General features: G+C 73.5%; 21 protein-coding genes. 9 read left to right on the forward strand and 12 right to left on the reverse strand.

Features of this window, described 5'->3' with window-relative positions; genetic code table 11:
* Nucleotide 1 precedes the first annotated feature (1 nt).
* From DV20_RS21930 to merB, 5 genes are all read right to left on the reverse strand, one after another.
* Nucleotides 2–781, reverse strand: coding sequence for an LLM class F420-dependent oxidoreductase (locus DV20_RS21930; RefSeq protein WP_043783200.1), 780 nt, complete (start codon nt 779–781; stop codon nt 2–4).
* Nucleotides 778–1,704: a phytoene/squalene synthase family protein gene (locus DV20_RS21935; RefSeq protein ID WP_043783202.1), complete on the reverse strand. Its 927-nt coding sequence runs from the start codon at nt 1,702–1,704 to the stop codon at nt 778–780. The genes DV20_RS21930 and DV20_RS21935 overlap by 4 nt, the downstream gene beginning before the upstream one ends.
* Nucleotides 1,701–3,173, reverse strand: coding sequence for a phytoene desaturase family protein (crtI, locus tag DV20_RS21940; protein ID WP_043783203.1), 1,473 nt, complete (start codon nt 3,171–3,173; stop codon nt 1,701–1,703). The genes DV20_RS21935 and crtI overlap by 4 nt, the downstream gene beginning before the upstream one ends.
* Nucleotide 3,174: 1 nt before the next feature.
* Complete coding sequence (locus tag DV20_RS21945; protein WP_043783205.1) at nt 3,175–4,266, reverse strand: polyprenyl synthetase family protein; 1,092 nt, start codon at nt 4,264–4,266, stop codon at nt 3,175–3,177.
* Between the two features lie 61 nt (nt 4,267–4,327).
* The gene (merB, locus tag DV20_RS21950; protein ID WP_043783207.1) at nt 4,328–5,017 is read right to left on the reverse strand and encodes an organomercurial lyase; all 690 of its coding nucleotides are present in this window, start codon (nt 5,015–5,017) and stop codon (nt 4,328–4,330) included.
* Nucleotides 5,018–5,112: 95 nt separating this feature from the next.
* Here merB and DV20_RS21955 point away from each other — a divergent pair, with 95 nt between their 5' ends.
* The 3 genes from DV20_RS21955 to DV20_RS21965 all read left to right on the forward strand — a co-directional run bounded on the left by DV20_RS21955 (nt 5,113) and on the right by DV20_RS21965 (nt 8,799).
* Nucleotides 5,113–5,997 (forward strand): methylenetetrahydrofolate reductase, encoded by an 885-nt coding sequence (locus DV20_RS21955; RefSeq protein WP_043783209.1) that lies wholly within the window; start codon nt 5,113–5,115, stop codon nt 5,995–5,997.
* Between the two features lie 42 nt (nt 5,998–6,039).
* Entirely contained in the window at nt 6,040–7,722 is a 1,683-nt protein-coding gene (locus tag DV20_RS21960) for a DUF885 domain-containing protein (protein WP_200876477.1), read from the forward strand.
* Between the two features lie 210 nt (nt 7,723–7,932).
* Entirely contained in the window at nt 7,933–8,799 is an 867-nt protein-coding gene (locus DV20_RS21965; RefSeq protein ID WP_043783212.1) for a DMT family transporter, read from the forward strand.
* An 18-nt stretch (nt 8,800–8,817) separates the two neighbouring features.
* Here DV20_RS21965 and DV20_RS21970 read toward each other — a convergent pair whose 3' ends face one another.
* Nucleotides 8,818–9,390: a GNAT family N-acetyltransferase gene (locus tag DV20_RS21970; RefSeq protein WP_043783214.1), complete on the reverse strand. Its 573-nt coding sequence runs from the start codon at nt 9,388–9,390 to the stop codon at nt 8,818–8,820.
* Nucleotides 9,387–9,899, reverse strand: coding sequence for a YbaK/EbsC family protein (locus DV20_RS21975; RefSeq protein WP_043783216.1), 513 nt, complete (start codon nt 9,897–9,899; stop codon nt 9,387–9,389). The genes DV20_RS21970 and DV20_RS21975 overlap by 4 nt, the downstream gene beginning before the upstream one ends.
* A gap of 1,011 nt (nt 9,900–10,910) precedes the next feature.
* On the opposite strand from DV20_RS21975, the gene DV20_RS46680 reads away from it, so the two are divergent.
* The 4 genes from DV20_RS46680 to DV20_RS21995 all read left to right on the forward strand — a co-directional run bounded on the left by DV20_RS46680 (nt 10,911) and on the right by DV20_RS21995 (nt 14,210).
* Entirely contained in the window at nt 10,911–11,324 is a 414-nt protein-coding gene (locus DV20_RS46680; protein ID WP_235190914.1) for an SAV_6107 family HEPN domain-containing protein, read from the forward strand.
* Nucleotides 11,314–12,081 (forward strand): maleylpyruvate isomerase family mycothiol-dependent enzyme, encoded by a 768-nt coding sequence (locus tag DV20_RS21985; RefSeq protein ID WP_043783220.1) that lies wholly within the window; start codon nt 11,314–11,316, stop codon nt 12,079–12,081. The genes DV20_RS46680 and DV20_RS21985 overlap by 11 nt, the downstream gene beginning before the upstream one ends.
* Before the next feature lie 58 nt (nt 12,082–12,139).
* The gene (locus tag DV20_RS21990) at nt 12,140–12,871 is read left to right on the forward strand and encodes a VOC family protein (protein ID WP_043783222.1); all 732 of its coding nucleotides are present in this window, start codon (nt 12,140–12,142) and stop codon (nt 12,869–12,871) included.
* A 277-nt stretch (nt 12,872–13,148) separates the two neighbouring features.
* Complete coding sequence (locus tag DV20_RS21995) at nt 13,149–14,210, forward strand: GNAT family N-acetyltransferase (protein ID WP_043783223.1); 1,062 nt, start codon at nt 13,149–13,151, stop codon at nt 14,208–14,210.
* A gap of 2 nt (nt 14,211–14,212) precedes the next feature.
* On the opposite strand, the gene def is transcribed toward DV20_RS21995, so the two are convergent.
* From def to pdxA, 5 genes are all read right to left on the reverse strand, one after another.
* Nucleotides 14,213–14,713 carry a peptide deformylase gene (gene def, locus DV20_RS22000; RefSeq protein WP_043783225.1) on the reverse strand — a complete coding sequence of 167 codons (501 nt, stop codon included), beginning with the start codon at nt 14,711–14,713 and terminating at the stop codon, nt 14,213–14,215.
* Between the two features lie 173 nt (nt 14,714–14,886).
* Nucleotides 14,887–19,566, reverse strand: a complete 4,680-nt coding sequence (locus tag DV20_RS22005; RefSeq protein ID WP_200876478.1) for a DEAD/DEAH box helicase — start codon at nt 19,564–19,566, stop codon at nt 14,887–14,889.
* Complete coding sequence (locus DV20_RS22010; RefSeq protein WP_043783229.1) at nt 19,559–20,347, reverse strand: DeoR/GlpR family DNA-binding transcription regulator; 789 nt, start codon at nt 20,345–20,347, stop codon at nt 19,559–19,561. The genes DV20_RS22005 and DV20_RS22010 overlap by 8 nt, the downstream gene beginning before the upstream one ends.
* A complete protein-coding gene (locus tag DV20_RS22015; RefSeq protein WP_043783231.1) occupies nt 20,319–21,596 on the reverse strand; it encodes an MFS transporter in 1,278 nt (425 codons plus the stop codon). The genes DV20_RS22010 and DV20_RS22015 overlap by 29 nt, the downstream gene beginning before the upstream one ends.
* A complete protein-coding gene (pdxA, locus tag DV20_RS22020; protein ID WP_043783233.1) occupies nt 21,593–22,621 on the reverse strand; it encodes a 4-hydroxythreonine-4-phosphate dehydrogenase PdxA in 1,029 nt (342 codons plus the stop codon). Before pdxA ends, DV20_RS22015 begins: the two co-directional genes overlap by 4 nt.
* A gap of 325 nt (nt 22,622–22,946) precedes the next feature.
* Between pdxA and DV20_RS22025 the strand changes: the two genes are divergently transcribed.
* Together DV20_RS22025 and DV20_RS22030 are read left to right on the forward strand one after the other, a co-directional pair.
* Nucleotides 22,947–24,791: an Hsp70 family protein gene (locus DV20_RS22025; protein WP_043783235.1), complete on the forward strand. Its 1,845-nt coding sequence runs from the start codon at nt 22,947–22,949 to the stop codon at nt 24,789–24,791.
* A gap of 45 nt (nt 24,792–24,836) precedes the next feature.
* Nucleotides 24,837–25,031, forward strand: a complete 195-nt coding sequence (locus tag DV20_RS22030; RefSeq protein WP_043783236.1) for a DUF3046 domain-containing protein — start codon at nt 24,837–24,839, stop codon at nt 25,029–25,031.
* Nucleotides 25,032–25,041: the final 10 nt, after the last annotated feature.

The following is a 25,041-nucleotide window of genomic DNA, read 5'->3' on the forward strand; positions in this document are numbered from 1 at the left end:
CTCAGCCCTGGGTCTTGTCGCGCCAGGCGATCCAGGACTTCAGCGCGTCGAGGTCGTAGTCCGGGCCGCCGACGCCGACGGTGAACGTCGTGACGCCCAGCGCCAGCAGCTTCGGGCCCAGCTCGTCCGGCTCGCCCTGGACGCCGCACGACCGCTCGATCTCGCCGGGGTCGCGGCCGACGTCCGCGCAGTGCTGGTCGAGGATCTTGACCTTGCGCTCGACGACCTCGGGGTCGCCGAAGCCGTGCCAGATGTCGCCGTGCTTGGCGACCAGCTTGAGCGTCTTCTTCTCGCCGCCGCCGCCGATCAGCACCGGGATCTTGCGGGTCGGCGCCGGGTTCAGCTTGCCGAGCCTGCTCTCGATCCGCGGCAGGGACTCGGCGAGGTCGTCGAGGCGGCCGCCGGCGGTGCCGAACTCGTAGCCGTACTCGTCGTAGTCCTTCTCGAACCAGCCGGAGCCGATGCCGAGGATGAGCCGGCCGCCCGAGATGTGGTCGACCGTGCGGGCCATGTCGGCGAGCAGCTCGGGGTTGCGGTAGCTGTTGCAGGTGACGAGCGCGCCGATCTCCACCCGGGACGTCGACTCCGCCCACGCGCCGAGCATCGTCCAGCATTCGAAGTGCATGCCGTCGGGGTCGCCGTAGAGCGGGTAGAAGTGGTCCCAGTTGAAGACGATGTCGGCCCCGAGGTCTTCGGCGGCCGACGCGGTGCGCCGGATGGAGTCGTAGTCGGCGTGCTGCGGCTGGAGCTGCAGGCCGATCCGGATGCGTCGTTCGGTCATGATCGCAGCCTACGACCGCCGCGGAACGTCTCGCGCGCCCAGACCGTGGCCAAGGGTGGTAGCGCGACTACCAGCCTCCGTGACTTCGGCACGACGGCCCGGCGGGTCAGGATGTCGTAGTCCAGCGCGACGATCTCGTCGAGGATGCCCTCGTACAACGTCAACGCCGTCCGCACGCACGGCCGCGATTCCGGGCGCAGCGACGCCACCCCGGCTTCGGCCCGCCGGTACACCGCCCGCGTCCGCGCGACGAAGTACGCCAGCGCCGCCCGGATCCGCGGGTCGGGCCGCCGCGCCTCGAGCAACGAGCGCGAAACACCGAAGGCGGCGAGTTCCGCGGTGGGCAGGTAGAGCCGCCCCCGGTCGAGGTCCTCGCCGACGTCGCGCAGGAAGTTCGTCAGCTGGAACGCCTCGCCCAGCGCGATCGCGCCCGGTTCGGCGTCCTCCACCGCGCCGACCGTGCCGAACACCGGCAGCATCTGCAGCCCGATCACCGCGGCCGAGCCGTACATGTACTCGCCGAGCTCGGTGAACGTCCGGTATTCGACCGGCGCCAGGTCCATCCGCATCGACTTCAGGAACGCGTCGAACAAGTCCCGTGAGAGGCCGTAGCGCCGCACGGTGTCGGCCAGGGCGACGAGCACCGGCTCGGCCGGGTCCCCGCCCTCGAAGACGACGTCGACCATCGCGCCCACCCGGTCGAGGGACTCCGCCGGGTCGCTGCCCGGGGCCGGGTTGTCGACCAGCTCGTCCGCCATCCGCGCGAACCCGTACAGCGTGTGCGCGGCGGGCCGGGCCCGGGCCGGCAGCAGCCGGGTCGCGAGGAAGAACGTGCGCCCGTAGTGGGCGTTGATGCGGCGGCACTCCGTGTACGCCGCCCGCAGGTCCGGCGCGAGAATGCCCGCCGCGTCGAGTTCGTTCACCGGCCGGTGATCCTTTCCGCCGCCAGTCGTCCGGAGATCAGCACCGGCGGGATGCCGACGCCGGGGGTGGTGCCGCAGCCGGCCAGCACGACGTTGCCCGCCGCGCGGACCAGGTTCGCCGGCCGGAACGGACCGGTCTGGGTGAACGTGTGCGCGAGCGAGAACGGCGTCCCGGCCGTGAGCCCGCGCGCCGCCCAGTCCGCCGGGGTGATCGTCTCGTCGACGGTGAACCCGCCGCCGAAGCCGGTCAGCCCGCGGGCCTCCAGCGTGCGAAGCAGCTCCTCGCGGTACGGCCCGCGGATGCGGTCCCAATCGATTGCGCCGCGACGCACGTTCGGGGCGGGCGCGAGCACCGAGACGATCTCGCCGCCGCGCCCGGCCAGCCCCGGATCCGTCGCCGTCGGCCGCGTCACCAGCAGTGACGGGTCGCTCATCAGCTTGCCCTCGCGGATGATCTCGGCGAACGTCCGCTCCCACGCGCCGCCGAAGAAGATCGTGTGGTGGCCGAGGTCCCACTTCTCGGTCGTCCGCCCGTGCAGCACCACGGCCGAGGGCGAGTAGCGCAACGGCAGCGGACGGCGGGGCCGCGCGCCGAGCAGCCGGTAGGCCGTGCCCAGCTCGGTGGCCAGCACGACCGCGTCGCAGGCGATCCGCTCGCCCGAACGCGTCCGGACCGCGCGCACCCGGGAATGCACCCGCTCGAGCCACGCCGCTTCGGTGCCGAACCGCACGTCCGCGCCCGCCCGCGCGGCGGCGCCGGTCATCGCCCGGCCGATCTCGCCCATCCCGCCTTCGGGGTAGTAGACGCCGCCGACGGTGTCCATGTAGGCGATGACGCCGTACGCGCCGATCGCGCTCGCCGGGTCGAGACCGGCGTACAGCGCTTGGAAGGTGAAAAGCCGCCGGACGCGCTCGTCGAGCAGGTAGCGGCCGACGCGCGGGCCGAGCCGCCCGAAGCCGCCCAGCGCGGCGAGCTTCGCCAGCTCGGGGCGGGCCAGGTCGAGCGGTGAGTCGAAGTTCGCCGCCAGGAACCGGTCCTTCTGCACGGTGTACAGCTCGGTCAGCCAGCGCCGCAGCGCGCGGTAACCCACCGCCTCGCGGGCGCCGGCGAAGGCGCGGATCTCGGCCTCCATCGCGTCGCCGTCCGTGCGCAGCGCCAGCGAGGTGCCGTCGGCGAACCGGGCCCGGTACGCGGGGTCGAGCCGGGTCAGGCGCAGGTTCTTGGCCAGCGGCTCGCCGACCGCGGCGAACGCTTCTTCCAGCAGCTCCGGCATGGTGAGCACGCTGGCGCCGGTGTCCACGGCGTTGCCGTCGAAGTTCTGCTGCCCAGCCCGGCCGCCGGGCGTGCCCGCCTGCTCCAGCAGCGTGACGCGCCGTCCCGCGCCGAGCAGGTGCAGGGTCGCCGAAAGCCCGGCCAGCCCCGCCCCGATGACGACGACGTGGTCGGCCGGCCCGTCGATCGTGCGCACGTCAGTACGTCCGCTGGGTGGCCTTGACGACCAGCCCGGTCAGCGCCGCGGGTGCGGGCTCGGCCAGGTGCGCGCGGTCCAGCGCGGCCATCGCCGCGGTGGTCAGCTCGTCGATCCGCCGCTCGACCGCCTCGACCGCGCCGACCTGCTGCAGCGCCATCCGGACGGTCTCGACGCCCTCGTCGGACAGGTCCGCGTCGCCGATCGCGTCGGCGATCACCGTGGCCGCGGCCTGCTCGCCCGTTTCCGCCGCGAGCTGCAGGCCGAGCGCGACGAGCAGGGTGCGCTTGCCCTCGCGCAGGTCGTCGCCGGCGGGCTTGCCGGTGACCGACGGGTCGCCGAAGACGCCCAGCAGGTCGTCGCGCAGCTGGAACGCCACGCCGACCTCGCCGCCGAACTCCAGCAGGGTGGCGATCAGGTCCGGGCCGGCTCCGCCGAGCGCGGCGCCCAGGTGGAGCGGCCGCTGCACGGTGTAGGCGGCGGTCTTGAGCCGGTCGATCTTGAGCGCGGCCTCGACGGAGGCGTCACCGGTGGCCTGGGTGCGGACGTCGAGGTACTGGCCGGCGAGCACCTCGGTGCGCATCGCGCGCCAGGCCGGGCGGGCCGCGGACAGGGTCGCGGCCGGCAGCGGGGCGTCGGCGAACATGTCGTCGGCCCAGGCCAGCGCCAGGTCGCCGACCAGGACCGCGGTGGCCAGGCCGAACGTCGCGGGGGAGCCGAGCCAGCCACGGTCGGCGTGCAGCTTCGCGCCCGCGATGTGCACCGTCGGGTGGCCGCGGCGGGAGTCGGAGGAGTCGATGAGGTCGTCGTGGATCAGCGCGCACGCCTGGATCAGCTCCAGGCTGGACACCGCCTGCAGCACGCCCTCGGCGTCCGGGCCGTCCGGGTCGCCGCCCGCGCCGCGCCAGCCCCACCAGGCGAAGGTGGGGCGCAACCGCTTGCCACCGCCCAGCACGAACCCGCGCAGCGCGTCGATCCCGGCGGCCACGGTGGGCTCGGTTTCGAGGATGGTGGTGCTCGCCCGATCGAGGAATCCGGCCAGCGCGCGCTCGACGTGGGCGGGCAGGTCACGGTCGGCGGCGAGCGCGTTCATGCCCGTAATACTCGCCGAACGCGCGGGGGCGCGGCCCGCCGGGGCACCCGGATGTGGTGAATCAGACTCCGGCCGTGGCGGCCCAGAACGGACCGGTGAGACCCGCCTCGGCGAAGTAGGCGACGGCGTCGTGCGGTTCGCGCCGCCGGTAGCCGCGCTCCAGCCGTCCCGCGTACCAGCCGCGGGCGAGCCGCCACAGGGTGACCAGGTCGAGCACGGAACCCTTGGGCTGCCCGGTTTCCGCGAGCCAGGCGTCCACACAGGACTCGCAGCAGAAGAGGCGCTGGTTCGCGCAGGTGTGCAGCACGTCGTCCCACATCCGCGCGGCGGGCACCAGGAAGTGCGCCACCTGGGCGCCCTCCGGCGGCACGGCCCGGTTCACCACCAGCGCGTGCGGCTGCGCGCAGCCGGGGCAGCGGGTCGCGACGAGCACCTCCGGCTCGGCGTCCACCAGGTGGGGGATGGCGAACGAGTCCCACGCGCAGCCGCCCCACCACAGCGTGTGCGAGCCCATCACGGAGAAGCCGAGCGACTTCGCGGCGAAGGGGTGGGCCAGGACGACGTGCTCGCACTCGTCGAGGACCAGGTGGTGGGCAGCGGCGAGGCGGTGCAAAGCCTGCTTCGCGACGGCCAGCGACCCGCCCGCGGCGTCGGCCAGCTCGGGCGCGGTCGGCGCCCGGCCGTGGCGGGCGAAGGCGCGGTAGACGGCGAGGCGCACGTCCTCGTCCCAGCTCGCGTCGTCGTCCCTCATCGCCTCAGTTTAGTCCTCGAAGGTGACTCGAATGACTGTCTCGGGACGCGGACGGGGACTCCCGCATGGCGGGCGTCGGCCCTTAACATGCCGGTATGACGTCGGTGATCGAGCGGTTGCGCGGAGACGGGCCGAAGTTCTCCATCGAGTTCTTCCCACCCCGTGACACGGCGGACGAGGCCGTCCTGTGGAAGGCCGTCCGGGAGCTCGAGCCGTACGACCCGGCCTACATGTCGATCACCTACGGCGCCGGCGGCTCCAGCCGCGACGGCACGATCCGCAGCATCGCCCGCGTCGCGACCGAGACGACGCTGGTGCCGATGGCGCACCTGACGGCGGTCAACCACTCCGTCGCCGAGCTGCGCAACGTGATCGGCTGGTACGCCTCGGTGGGGGTCCGCAACATCCTCGCGCTGCGCGGCGACCCGCCGGGCGACGTCTACGGCGAGTGGATCCCGCACCCGGAAGGCCTCCAGTACGCCGAAGAGCTGGTCCAGCTGGTCCGGTCGCTGGGTGATTTCTGCGTCGGCGTGTCGGCGTCCACCTACGGCCACCCGCGCTCACCCGACCTGGAGTCGGACACGAAGTACCTGGTCCGCAAGCTGCGGGCCGGTGCGGACTTCGCGATCGCGCAGCTGTTCCACGACGCCGAGGACTTCCTGCGCCTGCGCGACCGGGTGGCCGCGACCGGCTGCGACGTCCCGGTGCTGCCGGGCGTCATGCCGCTGACCACCATGCGGACCCTGCAGACGACGATCAAGCTGTCCGGCGCGCCGGCCCCCCGGAAGCTGCTGGACCGCCTGGAGCCGCTGGCCGACGACCCCAAGGCGTTCCGGGCCGCGGGCATCGACGTCATCACGGAGCTGTGCGAGAAGCTGATCGCGGAAGGCGTGCCGAACCTGCACTTCTACACGTTCAACCGCTCGAAGGCGACGCGCGAGGTGATCGCCCGGCTGGGTCTCGTCCCGGCCCGTGCTTAAGTACGTACCGCACGGTACGGGCGGCCCGGTAGCGTGCCGCGCATGGCTTCTACTGCTTCCGAAGGCGTGCACGAAATCTGTGACCGATACGTCGACGAATACGTGGCCGCGGATCCGGTCGCGGCGACCGTCCACGGCGTCGCCGGTCACGACCACCGGCTGACCGACTACTCGGCGGACGGCTTCGCCGAGCGCGCCGGGCTGGCCGCGCGGGCGCACGCCGCCGTCACCGCCGCCGAGCCGCGCGACGCCGCCGAGCGCGCCGCCAAGGCCGTGTTCACCGAACGCGTCGGCCTGGAGCTGGAGATCCACGAGGCCGGCCTGGACGTGGCGAACCTCAACGTCATCGCCAGCCCGGTCCAGGAACTGCGGATGGCGTTCGACCTGATGCCGTGCGAGACCGAGCAGGACTGGGCGGTCGTCTCGGCCCGGATCGCCGAGGTCCCGCGCGCGCTGGCGAACATCCGCGGCGGCCTGCTTTCGGCGGCCGACGCGGGGCACGTCTCCGCGCTGCGGCAGGTCGCGAAGGTGGCGGAGCAGTGCGAGACGTGGGCGGGCATGAAGGAGGAGACGGGCTTCTTCACCGAGCTCGTCGGCGGCGCGTCCGCGCCGGCTTTGCGGGCCGACCTCGAGCGCGGCGCGCGGGCCGCCGAAGAGGCGTTCGCGGAGTTCGCCGGCTTCCTGCGGGCCGAGCTGGCGCCGAAGGCCCCGGTCAAGGACGCCGTCGGCGAGGACGTCTACCGCCTGTGGTCCCGCTACTTCGTCGGCGCGGCGCTGGACCTGCGCGAGGCCTACGAGTGGGGCTGGGCGGAGTTCGCCCGGATCGAGGCCGAGATGCGCGCGGTGGCGAACCGCGTCAAGCCGGGAGCGACGCCGGCGGAAGCCGCGGCGGCCCTCGACGCCGACCCGCGCTACCGCGTCCGCGGCCGCGCGGAGTTCGAAGCGTGGATGCAGCGCCTGTCCGACGACGCGATGGAGTCGTTGCGCGGCAAGCACTTCGACATTTCCGACCGGGTGATGGCCCTCGAGTGCAAGATCGCCCCGCCGGGCGGCGGCGTGGGCGCGTACTACACCCCGCCGAGTGAGGACTTCTCGCGGCCGGGCCGCATGTGGTGGTCCCTGCCGGCGGGCCGTGACGAGTTCAGCACCTGGCGCGAGACGAGCACGGTCTACCACGAGGGAGCGCCGGGCCACCACCTCCAGATCGCGACGGCGGTGGACCAGTCGGGCGCGCTGAACAAGTACCAGCGGCTGCTGGCGTTCACGTCGGGTCACGCGGAGGGCTGGGCCCTGTACGCGGAGCGCCTGATGGAGGAACTGGGCTACCTGTCCGACGACGGGGACCTGCTGGGCATGCTGTCGGAGCAGCTGTTCCGCGCGGCCCGCGTGGTGGTGGACCTGGGCATGCACCTGGAGCTGGAGATCCCGGCCGGAACGGGTTTCCACGAAGGCTCGCGGTGGACGCCGGAGCTGGGCCTGGAGTTCATGCTGACCCGCACGATCACCGACCAGGCCCACATCCGCGACGAGATCGACCGGTACCTGGGCTGGCCGGGCCAGGCCCCGGCGTACAAGATCGGCGAGCGCCTGTGGCTGACGGCCCGCGCGGAGGCCCGGACCCGCGCCGGGGCGTCGTGGGACATCAAGCGGTTCCACACGGAGGCGCTGAAGATGGGCGGGATGGGGCTGGACACGCTGCGGGAGCAGCTGGCCCACCTGGACTGAGCGCGGGGCGGGGTCACCGGAAAACCCGGTGGCCCCGCCGCGCGTCTCCCCGTTAGGTTCCTCTCGTGCGTCGCATCCTCTTCGTCACCCCACCGCCCCGCGCCTGAGCGGGGTGGTCCCTCGCCGCGTGGCCTTCCGGGCCCGCGGCTGCTTCGTCTTGCGCACCGCCCCGCGTCGTCGAACTCCCTTTCCTTCGACGCAGGAGCGTTCATGTCCCTCACCCTCCCCACGCGCGCCCGCTCGTCGGCCGCGCTGGTCCTCGCCGGTGTCCTCTGGGGCACCGGCGGTCTCGCCGGCTCGCTGCTCGGCTCGCGAGCCGGGCTGCACCCGCTCGCCGTCGCCGACTACCGGCTGCTCGTCGGCGGCACCGTGGCGGCCGTCCTCCTGAAGGGCGGCACCTTCCCGCGCACTGCGGCCGCGGCCAGGCGCGTCCTCGCCGTCGGCGGGCTGTTCGCCCTCTTCCAGGCGAGCTACTTCGCCGCCGTCGCGCTCAGCTCGGTGAGCGTCGCCACCATGACCACGATCGGTGCCGCACCCGTCATGGTCACCCTCGCGTCGGTGCGGAAGTTCCGGCGCTGGACGGTGGTGTCCGTGGCGGGCACCGTCGCCGGCCTGGTGCTGCTCCAGTGGTCACCGGGCGAGCCGATCTCGTTCGGCGGCCTCGGCTTCGCCCTGCTCGCGGCGGCGGGCTTCGTGACCCTGACCCTGGTCACCGCGAAGCCGGTCGAAGGCCTGGAGCCGCTGTCGACGACGGCCTTCGGCTGTCTCGCCGGCGGGCTGCTGCTCCTGCCGTTCGCGAGCTGGTCCGGCATGGCGATCCCGCTGCGCGCGGACGTCCTCGCGGTCGTCTGCTACCTCGGCGCCGTCCCCACGGCGCTCGCGTACGCCGCGTACCTGCGCGGGCTGGCCGACGCGCACCCCGTGCTCGGCTCGCTGTCGGCGGTGTTCGAGCCGCTGACGGCCGCGGTGCTGTCCGCGGCGCTGCTCGGGGAACGGCTGAGCGTCACGGCGTGGTGCGGCGCGGCCGTGCTCGTCGCGGCGCTGGTCGTCGGCTACTGGCGGCCCGAGCCGCGGTGAGGACCGCCGCCCCTCGGCTCAGCGCGGGTCGAGGGGCAGCGCCCGCCCCAGGATCGCGAACGGCCGCGGGTCGCCGGCGAAGTGGTAGTCGCGCAGGACGTCGACGAAGCCGGTGCGGCGGTAGAGCTTCCACGCCCGGCTCGTGCCCTCGGGCGTCGACAGCAGCACGTTCGCGCTCGGAACGCCTTCCAGGAGGCTGCGCAGCAGGTCCTCGCCGATCTGGTGGCCCTGGTTCTCCGGCCGGACGTGGATTTCGGTCAGCTCGAAGTAGTCCGACAGCCAGCGGTCGGCCTCGGCGGCCCCGGACCGGCGGCTCAGGCCGTGGCGCACCTGCTCGTGCCACCACTGCCCGGCCCGGCCGCGGTAGCCGTAGGCCACGCCGAGCAGGACGTCGTCGGCGTCGAGCGCGGCCATGCAGCGCCAGCCCTCCCGCAGCGCGTGGGTGAGCCACATCGGCGCGCGCTGTTCGGCGGTGCCCGCCGGGTACCGCATCGCCCGGACGTAGATGTCGAGCGCTTCGGGCAGGCGGGCGCGGAACTCGTCCGCGGAGAGCTGGACGTACCGGGAGCAGCCGGCGGGCATCGCGGTCACGGCTGTCCATCTTCCTCCGCGCCGCCGAGCGCGCCGGGGGTGCCCCCGGTCAAGGCGACCAGCCCGGCGAAGGTGGTGGGGAACACGGCCTTGGGGTGCCCGGCGGCGGCCCACACGACGTCGTGCTCCCGCAGCGCGGTGTCGACCAGGGTGGGCAGCGGCTCGGGGTGCCCGACCGGGGCGACGCCGCCGATCGGCTGCCCGGTGTGCGTCCGCACGAAGTCGGCGTCGGCCTTGCCGATTTCGCCGCCGGCCAGCCGCGCGAGGGTGGCCGGATCGGCGCGGTGGGCCCCGGAGGTCAGCGCGAGGAGCGCTTTTTTGTCGGACCCCAGGCGGAAGATGAGGCTGTTGGCGATGGCCCCGACGGGCACGCCGAGTGCTTCGGCCGCCTGAGCGGCAGTCCGCACCTCGGCGGGCAGGACACGGATGCCCTCGGCGGCGCCGTGTTGCCCGGCTTCGGCCAGCGCGGCCGCCACCTTGGCGACGGCGGGGTGCTCCAGCGAACTCATGAACCTATGAGATCACGCCACCGACCTGGTGTCCCGCACCACGCCCCCTGGGGTTGAGCGGGCGGTGGGTCGGGGGTTACTCTGGAAATCGTTCGAACAAGCGTTCGACATTCGGTGAGTGCGCACCGGACCGGTGCCCGCGCTCACCCGCGCAGGAGGAGGGTCGCCATGTCCGTCAAGGTCGTGTCCCCCACGGATCCCGGGCAGCCGGAGCTGCCCATGCCGCCGCACCCGCAGGCCACCCACCGCGGCCGAGCCCGCCAGTGCCTGCCGACGACGACCCCGGACCCCCGCCACCGCCCCACACCGGCGGCGGCGGACTCGCGGCAGCCTCAGCTGCCGATCTCCCTGTGCCCTTCGAGCCCGGCCGGTCCGGGACGCTCGGAGGGGCGTGAGCCGTCCCCGGCCGCGGCGGGCCGGGCGCAGCCGACGGCCGCGGAGGAGCGGTTCGGCCAGTCCGAGCTGCCGCTTTCCGCCCCGCTGATCCCGGCCCAGACCCGACCGGCGCGGACCGGTCGTCCCGAGCTGCGCACGGGTGCGGATTCCGCGCAGCTAGAGCTGCCGTCCGCGGCGCAGCTTCACGGGACGGCAGCGTCTCCCGCCGCCCGGCGTGGGTCGGCTGTTGCTGGGGATTCGGGTCAGGTCGGGCCGGTGGCTGCCGGCGCCGGTCGGCGTGAGCCGGGCACTTCCGCGGATTTGGCGGAGGGTCGGCCGGTGGCTGCTGGCGCCAGCCGGCGTGGGTCGGGTACTTCCGCGGGTTCGGCGGAGGCTCGGCCGGTGGCTGCCGACTCCGGCCGGCCCGAGCCAGCCACCCCTGCGGAGTCAGCGCAGCCCCGGCCGGTGGTCACCGAGCCCTCGCAGCCGCCCGTCGAGGCGTCGGCGGCTCCTGGCTCTCGGCCGTCCGACCTGCCGCTTCCCGAGGCCCCCGCGCCGGCGGCCACCGCCGCGTCGGCCGAGTTGCCCGTGTCGCTCCGGCCGCCGGGTGCCGGCTCCGATCAGTCGCAGCTGCCCATGGCCCTGCGTCCTCCCGCCTCGCCGGCCGCTGCCGGGTTGCTTGCCCAGGCTCGGCGCGGGCTCGCCGAGGCCGCGCAGGAAACCCGGCCCGCCGAACGCTTCATCGGCGCCTACCTCGCCGCCCTCCGGGGGGCCGCCGCCGTGCTCGCCGCGCGGGGGCGGCCGCACCGGGGACGCGCGCGGCCCGCCAGCACCTGGGTGCTGCTCGACTCCGTCGCCCCCGAACTGCGGGAATGGTCCGCCTTCTTCGCCAGCAACTCGGCCACGCGCGCCGCCGCGCAGGCCGGGATCACCGGGAAGGTCACCGCCGAGTCGGCCGCCGGGCTGGTCGGGGCCGCCACGCCGTTCCTCGAACTCGTCCGCCGTCTCGTGCACGGCCTGCCGATCACCGGGGGAGCCCATGTCGCGTGAGCACGGCCCGGTCGACCAGGGGCGGTTGCTCACGGCGTTGGGAATCGAAGGCAGGCTGCTGGCCGAAGCGGTGCACGCGGCGCCGACCGAAGCGCCGGTGCCCGCCTGCCCCGGCTGGTCGCTCGGCGAGGTCGCCCGGCACGTCGGCAGCCTCTACCGGATGGTCCGGCGCCGGCTGACCGACGGCCGGAGCCCCGACGACTGGCCCCGCGAACCCGAGCCCGGCCAGAGCCTGCGGAACTTCCTGGAAACCGGTCTCACCGAGCTGCTCGACGAGCTCGCCGCGCACGACCCGGAGGACCGCGCCGACACCTGGTGGCCCGCCGACCGGACCTACGGGTTCTGGCGCCGCCGGATGCTGCACGAGACGGTCGTCCACCGGGTCGACGTCGAGCAGGCGGCGGGCGCGGAGCCGCGCGGCGTGCCCGAAGACGTCGCGATCGACGGCATCGACGAGGTGCTCACCCTGTGGTTCGGGCAGAAACTGCCGATGCTCGGCCTGACCGGCACGAAAGCGGGCTCGGTCGGCGTCCGGGCCGGCGCGCACAGCTGGATCGCGCGGGCCGGACCCGTCACCACGGAGGCCTGGCGCTGTTCGGCCGAGGAGGCCGAGGCCGCGGACGACGTCGTCACGGCCAAACCCGCGCAGATCTACCTGTGGCTCTGGGGCCGGGCGTCCCTGACCTCGGTGACCGTGCGCGGGGTCCACGACCAGGCGGCCCAGCTCTGGGCCCTGCTGCGGCTCGCGACCCGATGACCCGGCCGGTGGGGAAGCCGAACCGGAATCGTCGGAGGTGGCGGTTAGCCTGCGGCGCATGACCACGCGCCTGGTGAACCTGGTGATCGACGCGGCGCGGCCGGAAGTCCTCGCGGGCTTCTGGGCCGCGCTGCTCGGTTGGCACGTCGCCGTCGAGGAGGCCGGCGAGATCGACGTCCGCGCCCCGGAAAGCGACGGCTGGGGCCTGGACCTGGTTTTCGTGCCGGTCCCCGAACCCAAGGAGGTCAAGAACCGCATCCACCTGGACCTGGCGAGCACGACACCGGCCCACCAGGTCGAGCTGGTCGCGCGCGCCTTGGAACTGGGCGGCCGCCGCGTCGACCTCGGGCAGGGTGACGTGCCCTGGGTGGTGCTCGCGGACCCGGAAGGCAACGAGTTCTGCGTCCTGGAGCCCCGCGAGCGCTACGCGGACACCGGCGCGGTGGCGTCGATCCTCGTCGACGCGCACGACCCGGAGCTCCTGGCGGCCTTTTGGGCCCGGATCACCGGCTGGCCGGTCCGGGCCCGCGACGGCGACGTCCTGGTGGGTCTGCGCGCGCCGTCCGGCCGCGGGCCGTGGCTGGAGTTCCTGCGCAACGGTGACGTCAAGCGGGTCAAGAACCGCGTACACCTCGACGTCGCGCCCCCGGCGGAGGCCGCCCACGCCGCGGCGGTGACGGAGGTCGTCGCGGCGGGGGCGGCGCCGGCGGACCTGGGTGGTCCCGAGTTGCCGTGGCGGGTGCTGACCGATCCGGAGGGCAACGAGTTCTGCGTGCTCACCCCGCGCTGACCCGGCGTGGGGGCCGCCCGGCCGGGGGAGCGCGCCGGATCGGAGCCCGCGTTGGCGGCCGCCTGCCGAAGCGGCGCCGCTCGGCTGAGAAATTCCCGGCGCGACGTTCGCCGCGGCCACCTCGTCCAGCGGGTCGGGCCGATCGTCAGCCACGGTTCCGGCTCAGTGTTTCGGCGGCGTTGCCGGGGCGCGTCGAACGCTGACCTGAGCGAAACACCGGCGTCCTGGAGCGGCAACAACCCCGGGGGACCGTGGAGGCATGGAGACCTCCAGAGCGTTGCCCCAGCCGGGCCGGACGGCCACCGTCGAAGAGCCGGCGGCGCCGTCGGCGTGGCGGGTGCGGATCCGGATGCACGACCACCCGGGCACCCTCGCCCGCATCGCCATCCGGCTCGCCGACCTCGAGTGCAACATCCTCGGCCTGTCCGTGCTGCCGGTGCCCGGCGGGGTGCTCGACGAGATCGTGCTGCGTCCCGCGACCGGCCTGCCCCGGCAGCACCTGGTCGACGCCATCCGCGCCGAGGGCTGCGAGTGCACGGCGATCATCGACGCCGACGTCCACGAGCTCGTCGACCCGTCGGCCTCGACGCTGCTCGCGGCCCGCCGCGCGATCGACGACCCGGCCCGGCTCGCCGAAGTGCTGAAGGACGTGCTGGCCGCGGACGTCGTCACGTTCGTCCCCGCCGCCGAGGCGAACCCGGCGCGCACGGAAAGCGGGCACCGGGCGGTGTTCGCGCTGGCGGACGGCAGTGCGCTGGTCGCCCGCCGCCAGTGGGCGCCGTTCGTGCAGCTGGAACTGACCCGCGCCGCAACCCTGCTGTCCCTGCTCGCGGCGGCGGCGCGGAACGCGGCCGGTCCGGTCGTCCTCGACCGCCCGGACGGCGCGGCGATCGTCCTGCGCAAGGGGCTCCCCGGCGACGCCGACGCGGTGGCCGAGCTCCACCGCCGCTGCTCGATGGCGACGCTGTTCCGGCGCTACCACACGGGAGTGCGGACGGTACCCCGCCGCCGCCTGCACCGGCTGCTGGTGCCCCCGCGCGGCACCAGCGTCCTCGCCGTCTTCGGCCGCGACGTGATCGGCCTGGCCCAGCTCATCCCGATGAACACCGGCGGCGCCGAGATCTCCCTGCTGGTGGAGGACGACTGGCAGCGCCAGGGCATCGGCACAGCCCTGCTGGCGCGGCTAGCGGTGCTGGCGGAGGCTCAGGGCATCGCGGAACTGGCCGCGGACTGCCTGGCGGGCGACGACATCCTGCCCCGCACGGCGGCCCGGGCCGGCCTGCGCACGGAACGCAGCGTCGAGGACGGTGCCCGGCTGAGGCTGTTCCTGCCGGCCTGAGCTCAGCGCTTCCAGAACCAGTCCTTGTCGCGCGCTTCGCGCAGGGCGGACTTCTTGCGCTCGGCGGTGAGCCGGTCGAGGTAGAGAATGCCGTCGAGGTGATCGGTCTCGTGCTGCAGGCATTGAGCCAGCACGTCCTCCCCTTCGACCTCGATCGGCTCGTTGCGGACGTCGACGCCGCGGACCTTCGCGTGCTTGGCGCGTTTGGTGGGGAACCACAGTTCCGGCACCGACAGGCAGCCTTCGTCGATCTCGTGCGTCTCCTCGGACAGCTCGACGATCTCGGGGTTGATCACGTACCCGGTCAGCCCGCCGACGTCGTAGCTGAAGACGCGAAGCCCCACCCCGATCTGCGGCGCGGCCAGCCCGGCCCGCCCGGCGGGTTTGACGGAGTCGACCAGGTCCCGCACGAGCGCCTCGAGTTTTTCGTCGAACACGGTGACCGGATCGCAGACGGACTTGAGGATCGGGTCGCCGAAATAGCGCAGTTCGCGCATCGCCATGAGCAGAACATCCTTCGTGCGTGTCGGACTGGCAGCTTAGGCCAGGCCGGACCGGTGCCGTAGGCGAATCCGGGACTTGGGGACCTCGACGGGTTTGCCGCGCCCGGCGGGCGGAGCCGGGCCGCGCTCGTCCGGCGACGGTGCCGGTGGATGTGGGGGCCTCCCTTCAGCTCTTAGGCCCGCAGGCGCAGACCGGAGGGGGTGGCGCGGAAGCCCGCCTCCTGCAACACCTCTGCCAGCTCGGATGTCAGTGCTTGCTCGCCGTCCGCGCGTTGGACCGACAACTGGCCCAGCCAGCCTTCGCGGACCGCGGCCGACAGTGCCTGAGCCGCCTCCGACAACGCTTGGCGCTCCTCCGTGAAGCTCAGCAGGGATCGGCCTCCTCGCTCGACGTACAGGGCCGGGACGCCGTCGACCAGGACTGCCAGCGCTCCGGCCTTGCGGGCGGGACGGTGCTTCGTGTCGCCCGTGGCCGCCGGCCAGGGCAGGGCCGCGCCGTACGGCTGGGCCGGATCCGCGGCCGCCAGGACCACCGGACGGCCCGGCGCCGGACGACCCGGGCCCGACAGGGCACGCAGACGGTCCACCGCCCCCTTGGCCGCGAACTGGGCCGCGCCGAGGCCCTCCACCACGTACCCGCGGATCACCTGGCCCGTGTCCTCCATGCCGCGGAGCACCTTGTAGATGCCGGAGAACCCGCCCGTGACGCGTTCGGTGTCCAACGCGCCGCGGGTGAGAACGCCGTGGCGTTCGAGGAAGGCCTCCGTCCGCGCGTGGGCGCGGCGAGTGGCGTCGGTTTCCCGCGGTGGGGTCAGCGCCCACCGGCCCGCGACCGTCGGCGGCCCGGACCGCGACGGCATCTGCGGCCGCCCGGCGCGCAGCCGGGCGTAGCGGCCGCGGGGTGCCTGGCGTCGCGGCTTGTGGGCGCCGTGGCCGGCGACCTGGGCCCGCAACGGCCCCAGCGTGTCGCCCGTGACCAGGCCCGCCCAGACCAGGTCCCACAGCGCCGCCACGACTTCGGCGTCGTTGGGCGCCTTGTCCACCAGCACCGTCGCGCGGTCCACCAGCTGGCGGAAGAACAGCGCGCCACCCTCCAAAGTGGACACGATGGCGTCGTGCAACGGGCCGGTCGGGATGTCCTCGACGACCTCGGGCAGCAGGAGGTCGGCGACGTCGGTCGGGGCCAGTGCGATCCAGCCGTCGCCCCCGGACAGTGCGCCGCAGCCCGCCCAGGTGACTTCGCCCGCCGTCGTCAGCTCGTCCAGCAGCGCGGGGGAGTAGCCCGGCAGCCGGCCGGGCAGGATGAGCGACTCCACCGCGCTCGCCGGCAACGGTGCCCCGGCGAGCTGCTCGACCACCGACAGCACGTCGTCCGCCGTCGGCGCCGCCCGTACGCGGCCGCCGAACCCGTGCCACGACGGCAGGAACCGGCCCAGCGCCGCCGGTTCGACCGGCTCGACTTCGGCGCGCAACTTGGCCAGCGACGCCCGCCGCAGCCGGCGCAGCACGGCCGCATCGCAGTACTCGACGCCGGCACCGTGGGTTTCCGGGCGCCCGATCGGGCTCAGCTCGCCCCGCACCAGGCGGCCTTCCCCGGTCATCCGGTCCAGTACCCCGGTGACGACCGCCGTGCCGAGCCCGAACCGCGCGGCCGCGTCCGCCGCCGCGAACGGGCCCCGGCCGCGGGCGTAGCGCGACAGCAGGTCGCCGAGCGGGTCCGCCACCGGTTCGGTGAACGCCTCGGGTACGCCCACCGGCAGCGCGGTGCCCAGCGCGTCCCGCACCCGGCCCGCGTCCTCGATCGCCAGGAAGCGTTCCGCACCGCCGATCCGCACCCGGATCGCCCGCCGGGCGGCTTCCAGTTCGGTGAGCCACTCGGCCTGGATCCCGCGCTCCGCGGCCTCCTCGACGGTCAGGTCGCCGAGGAACCGCAGCAGGTCGGCGGCGTCCTCGGCCGAGCGCGCGTGCCTGTCCGGGTCGAGCCGCTGCAGCGACCGTTCCACCTCGGTGACGGCTTCGGGATCCAGCAGTTCCCGGATCGCCTCGGTGCCCAGGAGCTCGGCCAGCAGCGCCGAGTCCAGCGACAGCGCCGCGGCCCGCCGCTCGGCCAGCGGGGCGTCGGTCTCGTACAGGAACATCCCGACGTAACCGAAGAGCAGGCTGCGCGCGAACGGCGACGCGGCCGGCGTTTCGACCTCCACCAGCCGGACCTTGCGGGCCCGGACGTCGGCCATCAGCTCGCGCAGGCCGCTGACGTCGTAGACGTCCTGCAGGACCTCCCGCATCGCTTCCAGCACGACGGGGAACCGCTCGTACTTCGCCGCGACCGAGAGCAGTTGTGACGCGCGCTGCCGCTGCTGCCACAGCGGGGTCCGGCGCCGCGGGTCCCGGCGGGGCAGCAGCAGCGACCGGGCCGCGCATTCGCGGAACCGCGCCGCGAACACGGCCGAGCCGCCGACCTCGGCGACGATCAGCTGCTCGACCTCCTCCGGGTCGAGCAGCACGTCGTCGGCGCCGATGGTGACCTCGCCGCCTTCGGCGTCCAGCGCGTCCGGCAACCGCAGGACGATGCCGTCGTCGGAGTGCGCCACCTGCGCGTCCACCCCGCGGTTTTCCCGCAGCCGCGCGGCGATGGCCAGCGCCCACGGCGCGTTCACCTGTGCCCCGAACGGCGAGTGCACGATGATCCGCCAGTCGCCGAGCTCGTCGCGGTAGCGCTCCAGCAGGATCGTCCGGTCGTTCGGGACGTGCCGGGTGGCGGCCTTCTGCTCGGCCAGGTAGGCGAGGAGGTTGTCGCACGCCCGCTCGTCCAGCCCCGCCGCCTCGGCCCGCTCGCGCGCCTTCTCGTCGTCCGAAGTGGACAGTTCACGGACGAACTTCCCCAGCGCCCGGCCCAGTTCCAGCGGGCGGCCCGGCGCGTCACCCTTCCAGAACGGCATCCGCGCCGGTTCACCCGGCGCCGGCACCACGATCACGCGGTCGTGCGTGATGTCGGTGATCCGCCACGACGACGTGCCGAGCAGGATGGTGTCGCCGACGCGCGACTCGTACACCATCTCCTCGTCGAACTCGCCGACGCGTGAGCCGGGTTTGTCGTCCGCGCCCGGCGTCATGACGGTGAACAGGCCGCGGTCCGGGATGGTGCCGCCGGACGTGACGGCCAGCCGCTGCGCGCCGGGCCGCCCGCGCAGCTCGCCGCCGATGCGGTCCCAGGTGATCCGCGCCCGCAGCTCGCCGAACTCCTCGCTCGGGTAGCGGCCCGCGAGCATGTCGAGCACCGCGTGCAGGGCGTCGTCCGGCAGCGCGGCGAAGGGAGCCGCCCGCCGGACCAGCGACGCCAGGTCCGGCACCGTCCACGGCTCCAGCGCCACCATGGCGACGACGTGCTGCGCCAGGACGTCCAAGGGGTTGCGCGGGTAGCGGACCGCCTCGATCGCGCCGCTCGCCATCCGCTCCGCGACGACCGCGCACGAGACGAGGTCACCGCGGAACTTCGGGAACATCACCCCGGACGACACCGCGCCGACCTGGTGCCCGGCCCGGCCGACGCGCTGCAGCCCGGACGCCACCGTCGGCGGCGCCTCGATCTGCACCACCAGGTCGACCGCGCCCATGTCGATGCCCAGTTCCAGCGACGACGTCGCCACCACGCACGGCAGCTGCCCGGACTTCAGCGACTCCTCGACGTGCGTGCGCTGTTCGCGCGACATCGACCCGTGGTGGGCCCGGGCGATCACCGGCGGGGCGCCGGTGCTCACGCCGGACTGCCCGACGGCTTCCGCCGGGAACGCCTCGCCCGGCGTCAGCTCGGACTGCTCGGCGGCCAGCTCGTTGAGCCGGGCGGTGAGCCGCTCGGTGAGCCGGCGCGAGTTGGCGAAGACGATGGTCGAGCGGTGCGCGCGGATCAGGCTCAGCACCCGCTCCTCGACCGCCGGCCAGATCGACGGCCGCTGCACCGGGTTGCCGGCCATCTCCTCCAGCGTCCCCAGGCCGCCCGGCGCGATGTCCGCCGGCGGGAACGCCTCGGTCAGCGACTCCAGCGACTGCAGTGACTCCAGCGCGTCGAGCGGGCTCGGCGCCGGGCCGCTGCGGGGCGCGTCGAGGTTGCTCATGTCCTCGACCGGGACCTCGACGCGGACCTCGATGGTCTTCGCCAGCTTCGGCTGGACCACGCGCACCGGGCGGCCGCCGGCCAGGAACGCGCTCACTTCGTCGACCGGGCGGACCGTCGCCGACAGGCCGATCCGCTGCGCCGGCTTCGGCAGGAGGGCGTCCAGCCGTTCCAGCGAGACCGCGAGGTGCGCGCCGCGCTTGCCGCCGGCGACCGCGTGCACCTCGTCGACGATCACGGTCTCCACGCCGCGCAGCGACTCCCGCGCCGACGAGGTGAGGATGAGGAACAGCGACTCCGGCGTGGTCACCAGCACGTCCGGGGGTGTCTTGGCGAAACTGCGGCGCTCGGCCGCGGTCGTGTCGCCGGTGCGCATGCCCACTTCGATCCCGGGCACCGGCAGCCCGAGCCGGCGGCTGGCCTGCGAGATGCCGGCGAGCGGGGCCCGCAGGTTCCGCTGGACGTCGACCGCCAGCGCCTTCAGCGGCGAGACGTAGAGGATCCGGCAGCGTTTCGTCGCCTCCGCCGGCGGCGGCTCCACGGAGAGCCGGTCCAGCGCCCAGAGGAACGCCGACAGCGTCTTGCCGGACCCGGTCGGCGCGACGACGAGGGCGTGCTCGCCCGCGTGCGCCGCACGCCAGGCCCCTTCCTGGGCCGCGGTGGGCGCGGCGAAGGCCCCGGCGAACCAGTCCCGGGTCGCGGGGGAGAAGAGGTCGAGCACGTCGGTGGCCACGTCATTCATGATGCGCGGCACCACCGACAATTTCCGGGGCTCCGGCCACGATCACGCTCTCGGCGAACTGCGGGAACACCACGTCGACCCGGGGTTCGTCGGTGATCAGCCGGTAGTCGCGGTCGAGCGGCGTCCAGTAGGAAAAAGGGGCCTGGTCCAGCTTGGAGTGGTCGGCCAGCACGTACGCCTCCGCGCCCGCGTGGAGCATCGCGTGCTTGACCACCGACTGCTCCAGTGACGGGCAGCACAGCCCCCGGCCGGCGACCACGCCGTCCGCGCCCAAGAACACCCGGTCGGGTGAGATGTGCCGCAGCTGGGCCAGCACGCTCTCGCCGAGGATGGCTTCGCCCGGGTGCCGCAGCCGGCCACCGAGGACGACCAGGTCGATGCCGGAGAAGCCGGCCAGCTCCCGGATCGCGGTGACGCCGTTCGTGACCACGGTCAGCCCCTCGCGGTGGGCGAGGTGACGGGCCAGCCTGCCCGTGGTCGTGCCCGCGTCGAGCAGCACCACCTCGCCGTTCCGGACCAGCGCGGCGGCCTCCCGGGCGATGGCGTCCTTGGCCGCCGCGTGCTCCCGGTCCTTGTCGCGGGGACTGCGTTCCGTGTCGAGCGCGCCGCCGTAGGTGCGGACGACGTGCCCCGCGCCGGCGAGCGAGGCGAGGTCACGCCGGATCGTCGACTCGGAGACGCCGAACTCTTCGGCCAGCTCGGCGATGCTGCCGGAGCCGTCACGGACGGCCTCCAGCAGCAGCGCGCGCCGGTCACGGGTGCCTGGTCGCGGCTGGGACATGCGCCGACTCTTCCACAGTGGCGGGTTTCAGCCCGAAGAACGCCAGCCCGGCGGCCACGGCGAGGAACGCGGCCAGGACGACGAACCCGGTGGTCGCGGCGCCGGTGACATCGGTGAGCCAGCCGACCAGGTAGGGGCCGGCGAACCCGCCGAGGTTGCCCAGCGCGTTGATCAGGCCCATCGCCACGGCGACGACCTCGATGCCGAGGACCCGGCTGGGAATGGCCCAGAACGGCCCGTACGGCATGTGGACGCCGGTCGCGACCACGCAGAGCAGCACCAGCTGCACGGCCGCCGGCCACCGCACGAGGTTGCCCGCCAGCAGCCCGGCGATCGCGACCAGCAGCGGCACCGTGACCGCGAGCCGCCGGTTGCCCGTGCGGTCGGACCAGTGCGCGCACGCGACCATCCCGGCCAGCGCCAGCACGTACGGCACGGCCGACAGGAAGCCGACGGCGGTGGCCGAGCCGCCGGTCATCGTCTTCACCACCGATGGCAACCACAGGGAGAAGCCGTAGAAGCCGGTGATCCAGAAGAAGTAGACGCCGACCAGCAGCAGCACGTGACGGTTCGCCAGTGCCTGCCGGTAACCCTGTTTGGCGAACGCCGGCTTCGCGTCTTCTTCGGCCTGCAAGGTGGTTTCGAGGTACTCGCGTTCCGCCGCGGAGATCCACCGCGCCCGCGCCGGCCGGTCGGCCACCGCGAACCACCAGACGACCGCCCACAGCAGCGGCGGCAGGCCCTGCAGGACGAACACCCAGCGCCAGAACATGTGGTCGAGCATGAACCCGGACAGCGGCGACATCAGGATCGCCGAGATCGGCAGGCACGTCATCCACAGCGCGTTCGCCCGCGCCCGCTCCGCCTGCGGGAACCAGGACGCCAGCAGGACCAGCACCGCGGGCCACACCCCGCCCTCGAACAGCCCGAGCAGCAGCCGGGCCAGGTACAGCTGGGTCTCGCTCCGCACCAGCCCGCACAGCACGGCCGCGACCGCCCACGCGATCATCAGCAGCAGCACGGTCTTGCGGGCGCTCCACTTCGCCGCCAGGACCGCCGCGGGGATCTGCAGCACGAGGTAGCCGACGAAGAAGATGCCGCTCGCCAGCCCCTTCGCGCCGGCGGACAACGGGAAGTCGCCGCCGATGTAGGGCAGGATCACGGCGACGTTCGTGCGGTCGAGGTAGGCCAGCATGTACATGACCACCGCGACCGGGATGACGTACGCCCAGCGCTTGCGGGGGATCACCGGACCCCCGGTGGGTAGATCGCGGGCAGCCTCCGCGCGTACGGCGCCAGGGTGGCCGCGGCCTTGAACGCCGCCCGCATGGTGCCGTGCGACGCCCGGCCGGTACCGGCGATGTCGAACGCCGTGCCGTGGTCGACCGACGTGCGCAGGATCGGCAGGCCGACGGTCACCGACACCGTGCCGTCGAAGTCGTACGTCTTCGACGCGATGTGCCCCTGGTCGTGGTAGAGCGAGAGCACCCCGTCGAACCGGCCCTGGATTCCCTGGTGGAACACGGAATCCGCGGGGATCGGACCGACCACGTCGAGGCCGGCCACCCGTGCGGCGGCGACCGCCGGGGCGATCGCGATGATCTCCTCGTCGCCGAACTTGCCGTTTTCCCCGCCGTGCGGGTTCAGCGCCGCTACCGCCAGTCTCGGTTTCTCCGTGCCGAACACCTCCAGCGCGGTGTACGCCTCCCGGATCGCGTGCTCGATGTTCTCCCGCGTGATCTGGCTGATCGCTTCGCGCAGGGAAAGGTGCCGGGTGGCGAAGAAGATCTTCAGCCCGGAGACCCAGAACATCGTGTTGAACCGGGTCGACCCGGTCAGCTCGCCGAGCATCTCGGTGTGCCCGAGGTGCTGCGAACCCGCCGCCCAGATGGCCTCCTTGTTGATCGGCGCGGTCACGATCGCGTCGACCTCGCCGGCCATCGCGAGCCGGGTGGCGACCTCGATCGCCCCGACCGCTGCGGCGCCCGCGGTGGCGTTCACCTCGCCCCACGGCAGGTCCTCGCGGACGACGCCCAGGTTGAGCACGTCGATCACGCCGGTGGTGAAGCGCGCGTCGGCGACCGTGGCGATCGGGTTGATCTCCAGGTTCAGGCCCAGGTGCCGGACCAGGCGTTCCAGCACGATCGCGTCGCCCACCGCCACCCCGTGCGCCATCTGCAGGGCTTCGGGCTCGGCGAGGGTCTTCAGGGTGATCTCCGGGCCGATGCCGACGGGGTCGCCGAGGGTGACGGCGAGAACGGGGAGGTCGCTCACAGGTTCTTCCTTCCGGTGGGGAGGACGTGGTTCACGGTGGTCTCGCGCCGCCTGGGCAGCGTGTGGCGGCGAGGTGTGCTGGGTACCTCGCTTCACCACCAGCGCGTCGGTCAGGTCGTCCCGAGGACGAGCAGCTTCAGCACCAGCCTCTCCCATCTTGCGCGAACTGAGCAACTCTGTTGATCGAACTGTGCAACTAGAGTGCACCTTGATCGCCATCCGAGTCAAGGAGCAGTGACTTTTCCGGGTCCGCACGCACGGTGACCGCACGCATGGCAGCATCACCGCGGGCGCGTCGGCGCTTGTTTTCGCGAAGGGGAGTGCTGTGCGGATCCTGTCGGTGGACCTCGGGACGTCCAACACCGTGGCCGTGCTTTCGGCGCACGGTATGCCGCCCCGGGTCGTCGAGGTGGACGGCTCGGCCAACATGCCGTCGGCGGTGTTCGCCACCGAAGAGGGCACGATCATGGTCGGCCGCGACGCCGAGCGGCGCGCCCGGCTCGACCCGACGCGCTTCGAGCCGAACCCCAAGCGCCGCATCGACGAGCAGACCCTGCTGCTCGGCACTGACGTCGTCCCGGTGACCGACGCGCTGGCCGCCATCCTGCGCCGCGTGCTCGAGGAGACCTCCCGCCAGCTCGGCGGCGAGCAGCCCGACGAGGTCCGGCTGACCCACCCCGCGCAGTGGGGGCAGACGCGCCGCAACGTGCTGATGTCCGCCGCCCGGCTGGCCGGGATGGGCCCGAACATCCTGCTGGTGCCCGAGCCGGTGGCCGCCGCGGCGCACTTCGCGTCGTTCCCCGGCAAGTCGCTCGCGCCCGGCCAGGCGCTCGCCGTCTACGACCTCGGCGCGGGCACCTTCGACGTCGCGGTCGTCGGTGCCACGCAGAACGGGTTCACCGTGCTCGCCGAGGACGGCCTGCCCGACCTCGGCGGCCTCGACGTCGACCAGGCGCTGATGGTGCACGTCGGGCGCGAGGTGTCGCACTCGGACCCGCAGCGCTGGCAGCGGCTGCTGCGGCCGGAGTCCACCGGCGACCGGCGCACCCGGCGTGCGCTGCAGGAGGACGTCAAGGCGGCCAAGGAGGTGCTCTCGCGGCACCCGCAGACCGAGGTGCCGATGCCGGAGCCGTTCAAGGACGTCCTCGTCACCCGCGGCGAGCTGGAAGGCCTGGTCCGGCCGGCGATGCTGCGTAGCGTGGAGCTGCTGTCGCGGACGCTGCGGTCGTCCGGGCTGACGCCGGACCGGCTGGCGGGCATCTACCTCGTCGGCGGGTCGAGCCGGTTGCCGCTGGTCGGCACGATGATCGCGGAGAAGCTCGGTGTCGTGCCGGGCAGCCTCGACCAGCCGGAGACCGCCGTCGCGCTCGGCGCCCAGCACGTGGCCCGCGACGGGCTGTCCGTGCGCACCCAGAACGTCGAAGGGGCGGTGGCCGCGGGCGCGCCGCCGCACCGGCCGCAGTACGCGCCGCCGCCTGCGCCGCAGTACCCGAACTACGCGCCGTCGAACTTCCCGGCCAGTGGCCCGCAGCCGGTGCCCTCGAACTTCCCGGCGTACTCGCCCGCGCCGGAGAAGGCCGAGCCGAAGCCCGGCGGGAAGAAGAAGCTGCTGATCGGGATCGCGGCCGCGGTCGTCGTGGCGCTCGCGGTGGGCGTGACGTTGTTCCTCACGTCGTCGTCCTCGGTGGCGACCTACACCGCGGACCAGTGCAAAACGCCGGGTCAGGAGGACGACAAGGGGTTCACCGGTTGCCTGCGCCAGCTCGCCGGGAAGATCGCCGACACCGGCGACTGCAAGCCCGGCATGGGCAACGGCCCGGCGGCGCCGGCGCAGCGCCTGGGCGCCGCCTCGACCTGCTCCGCGCCGGGCCGGGCAGGCACGCAGGTGACCTACGTCCACGGCGACAGCGCCGACACGCTGAAGCAGTACACCGACGGCCTGCTCACCTCGGCGGGCGGCGACCGCACCGAGGCCGACTGGGGCGGCAACGGGCTGAAGGGCCACTACTCGTCGGCGGCGGGGAAGACGTCGGCGGTGCTCGTGTTCACGGTCGCGGACCGGCCGCTGGCCGGGTTCATCTACCAGCTGAACACGAGCGACCAGGCGGCGGCGACCACGCCCGGCACGCTGGCCGACTACTTCGAGGCGAGCGTCCAGCCGGGTCAGTAGACGGCGCGGACGGGCCGTTCACGCCCGCCGGTTAGAGTGGGTCCGATGCGGATCACGGTTTTCCGGCGGCTGATGGCCGAGGAGTTCGGTCCCGGGCGGGCCCAGGTGCTGGCCAGCGACCACGTTCTGAGCGGGCTCGGCGGGCGCACCGTCGACCAGGCGCTGACCGCGGGAATCCCGGCCAAGGAGATCTGGCGCGAGGTCTGCAACGCCTTCGACGTCCCGGCTGAACGGCGCTGACCTGGAGTTT

Source organism: Amycolatopsis rifamycinica (genome assembly GCF_000695625.1).
Taxonomy (GTDB): domain Bacteria; phylum Actinomycetota; class Actinomycetes; order Mycobacteriales; family Pseudonocardiaceae; genus Amycolatopsis; species Amycolatopsis rifamycinica.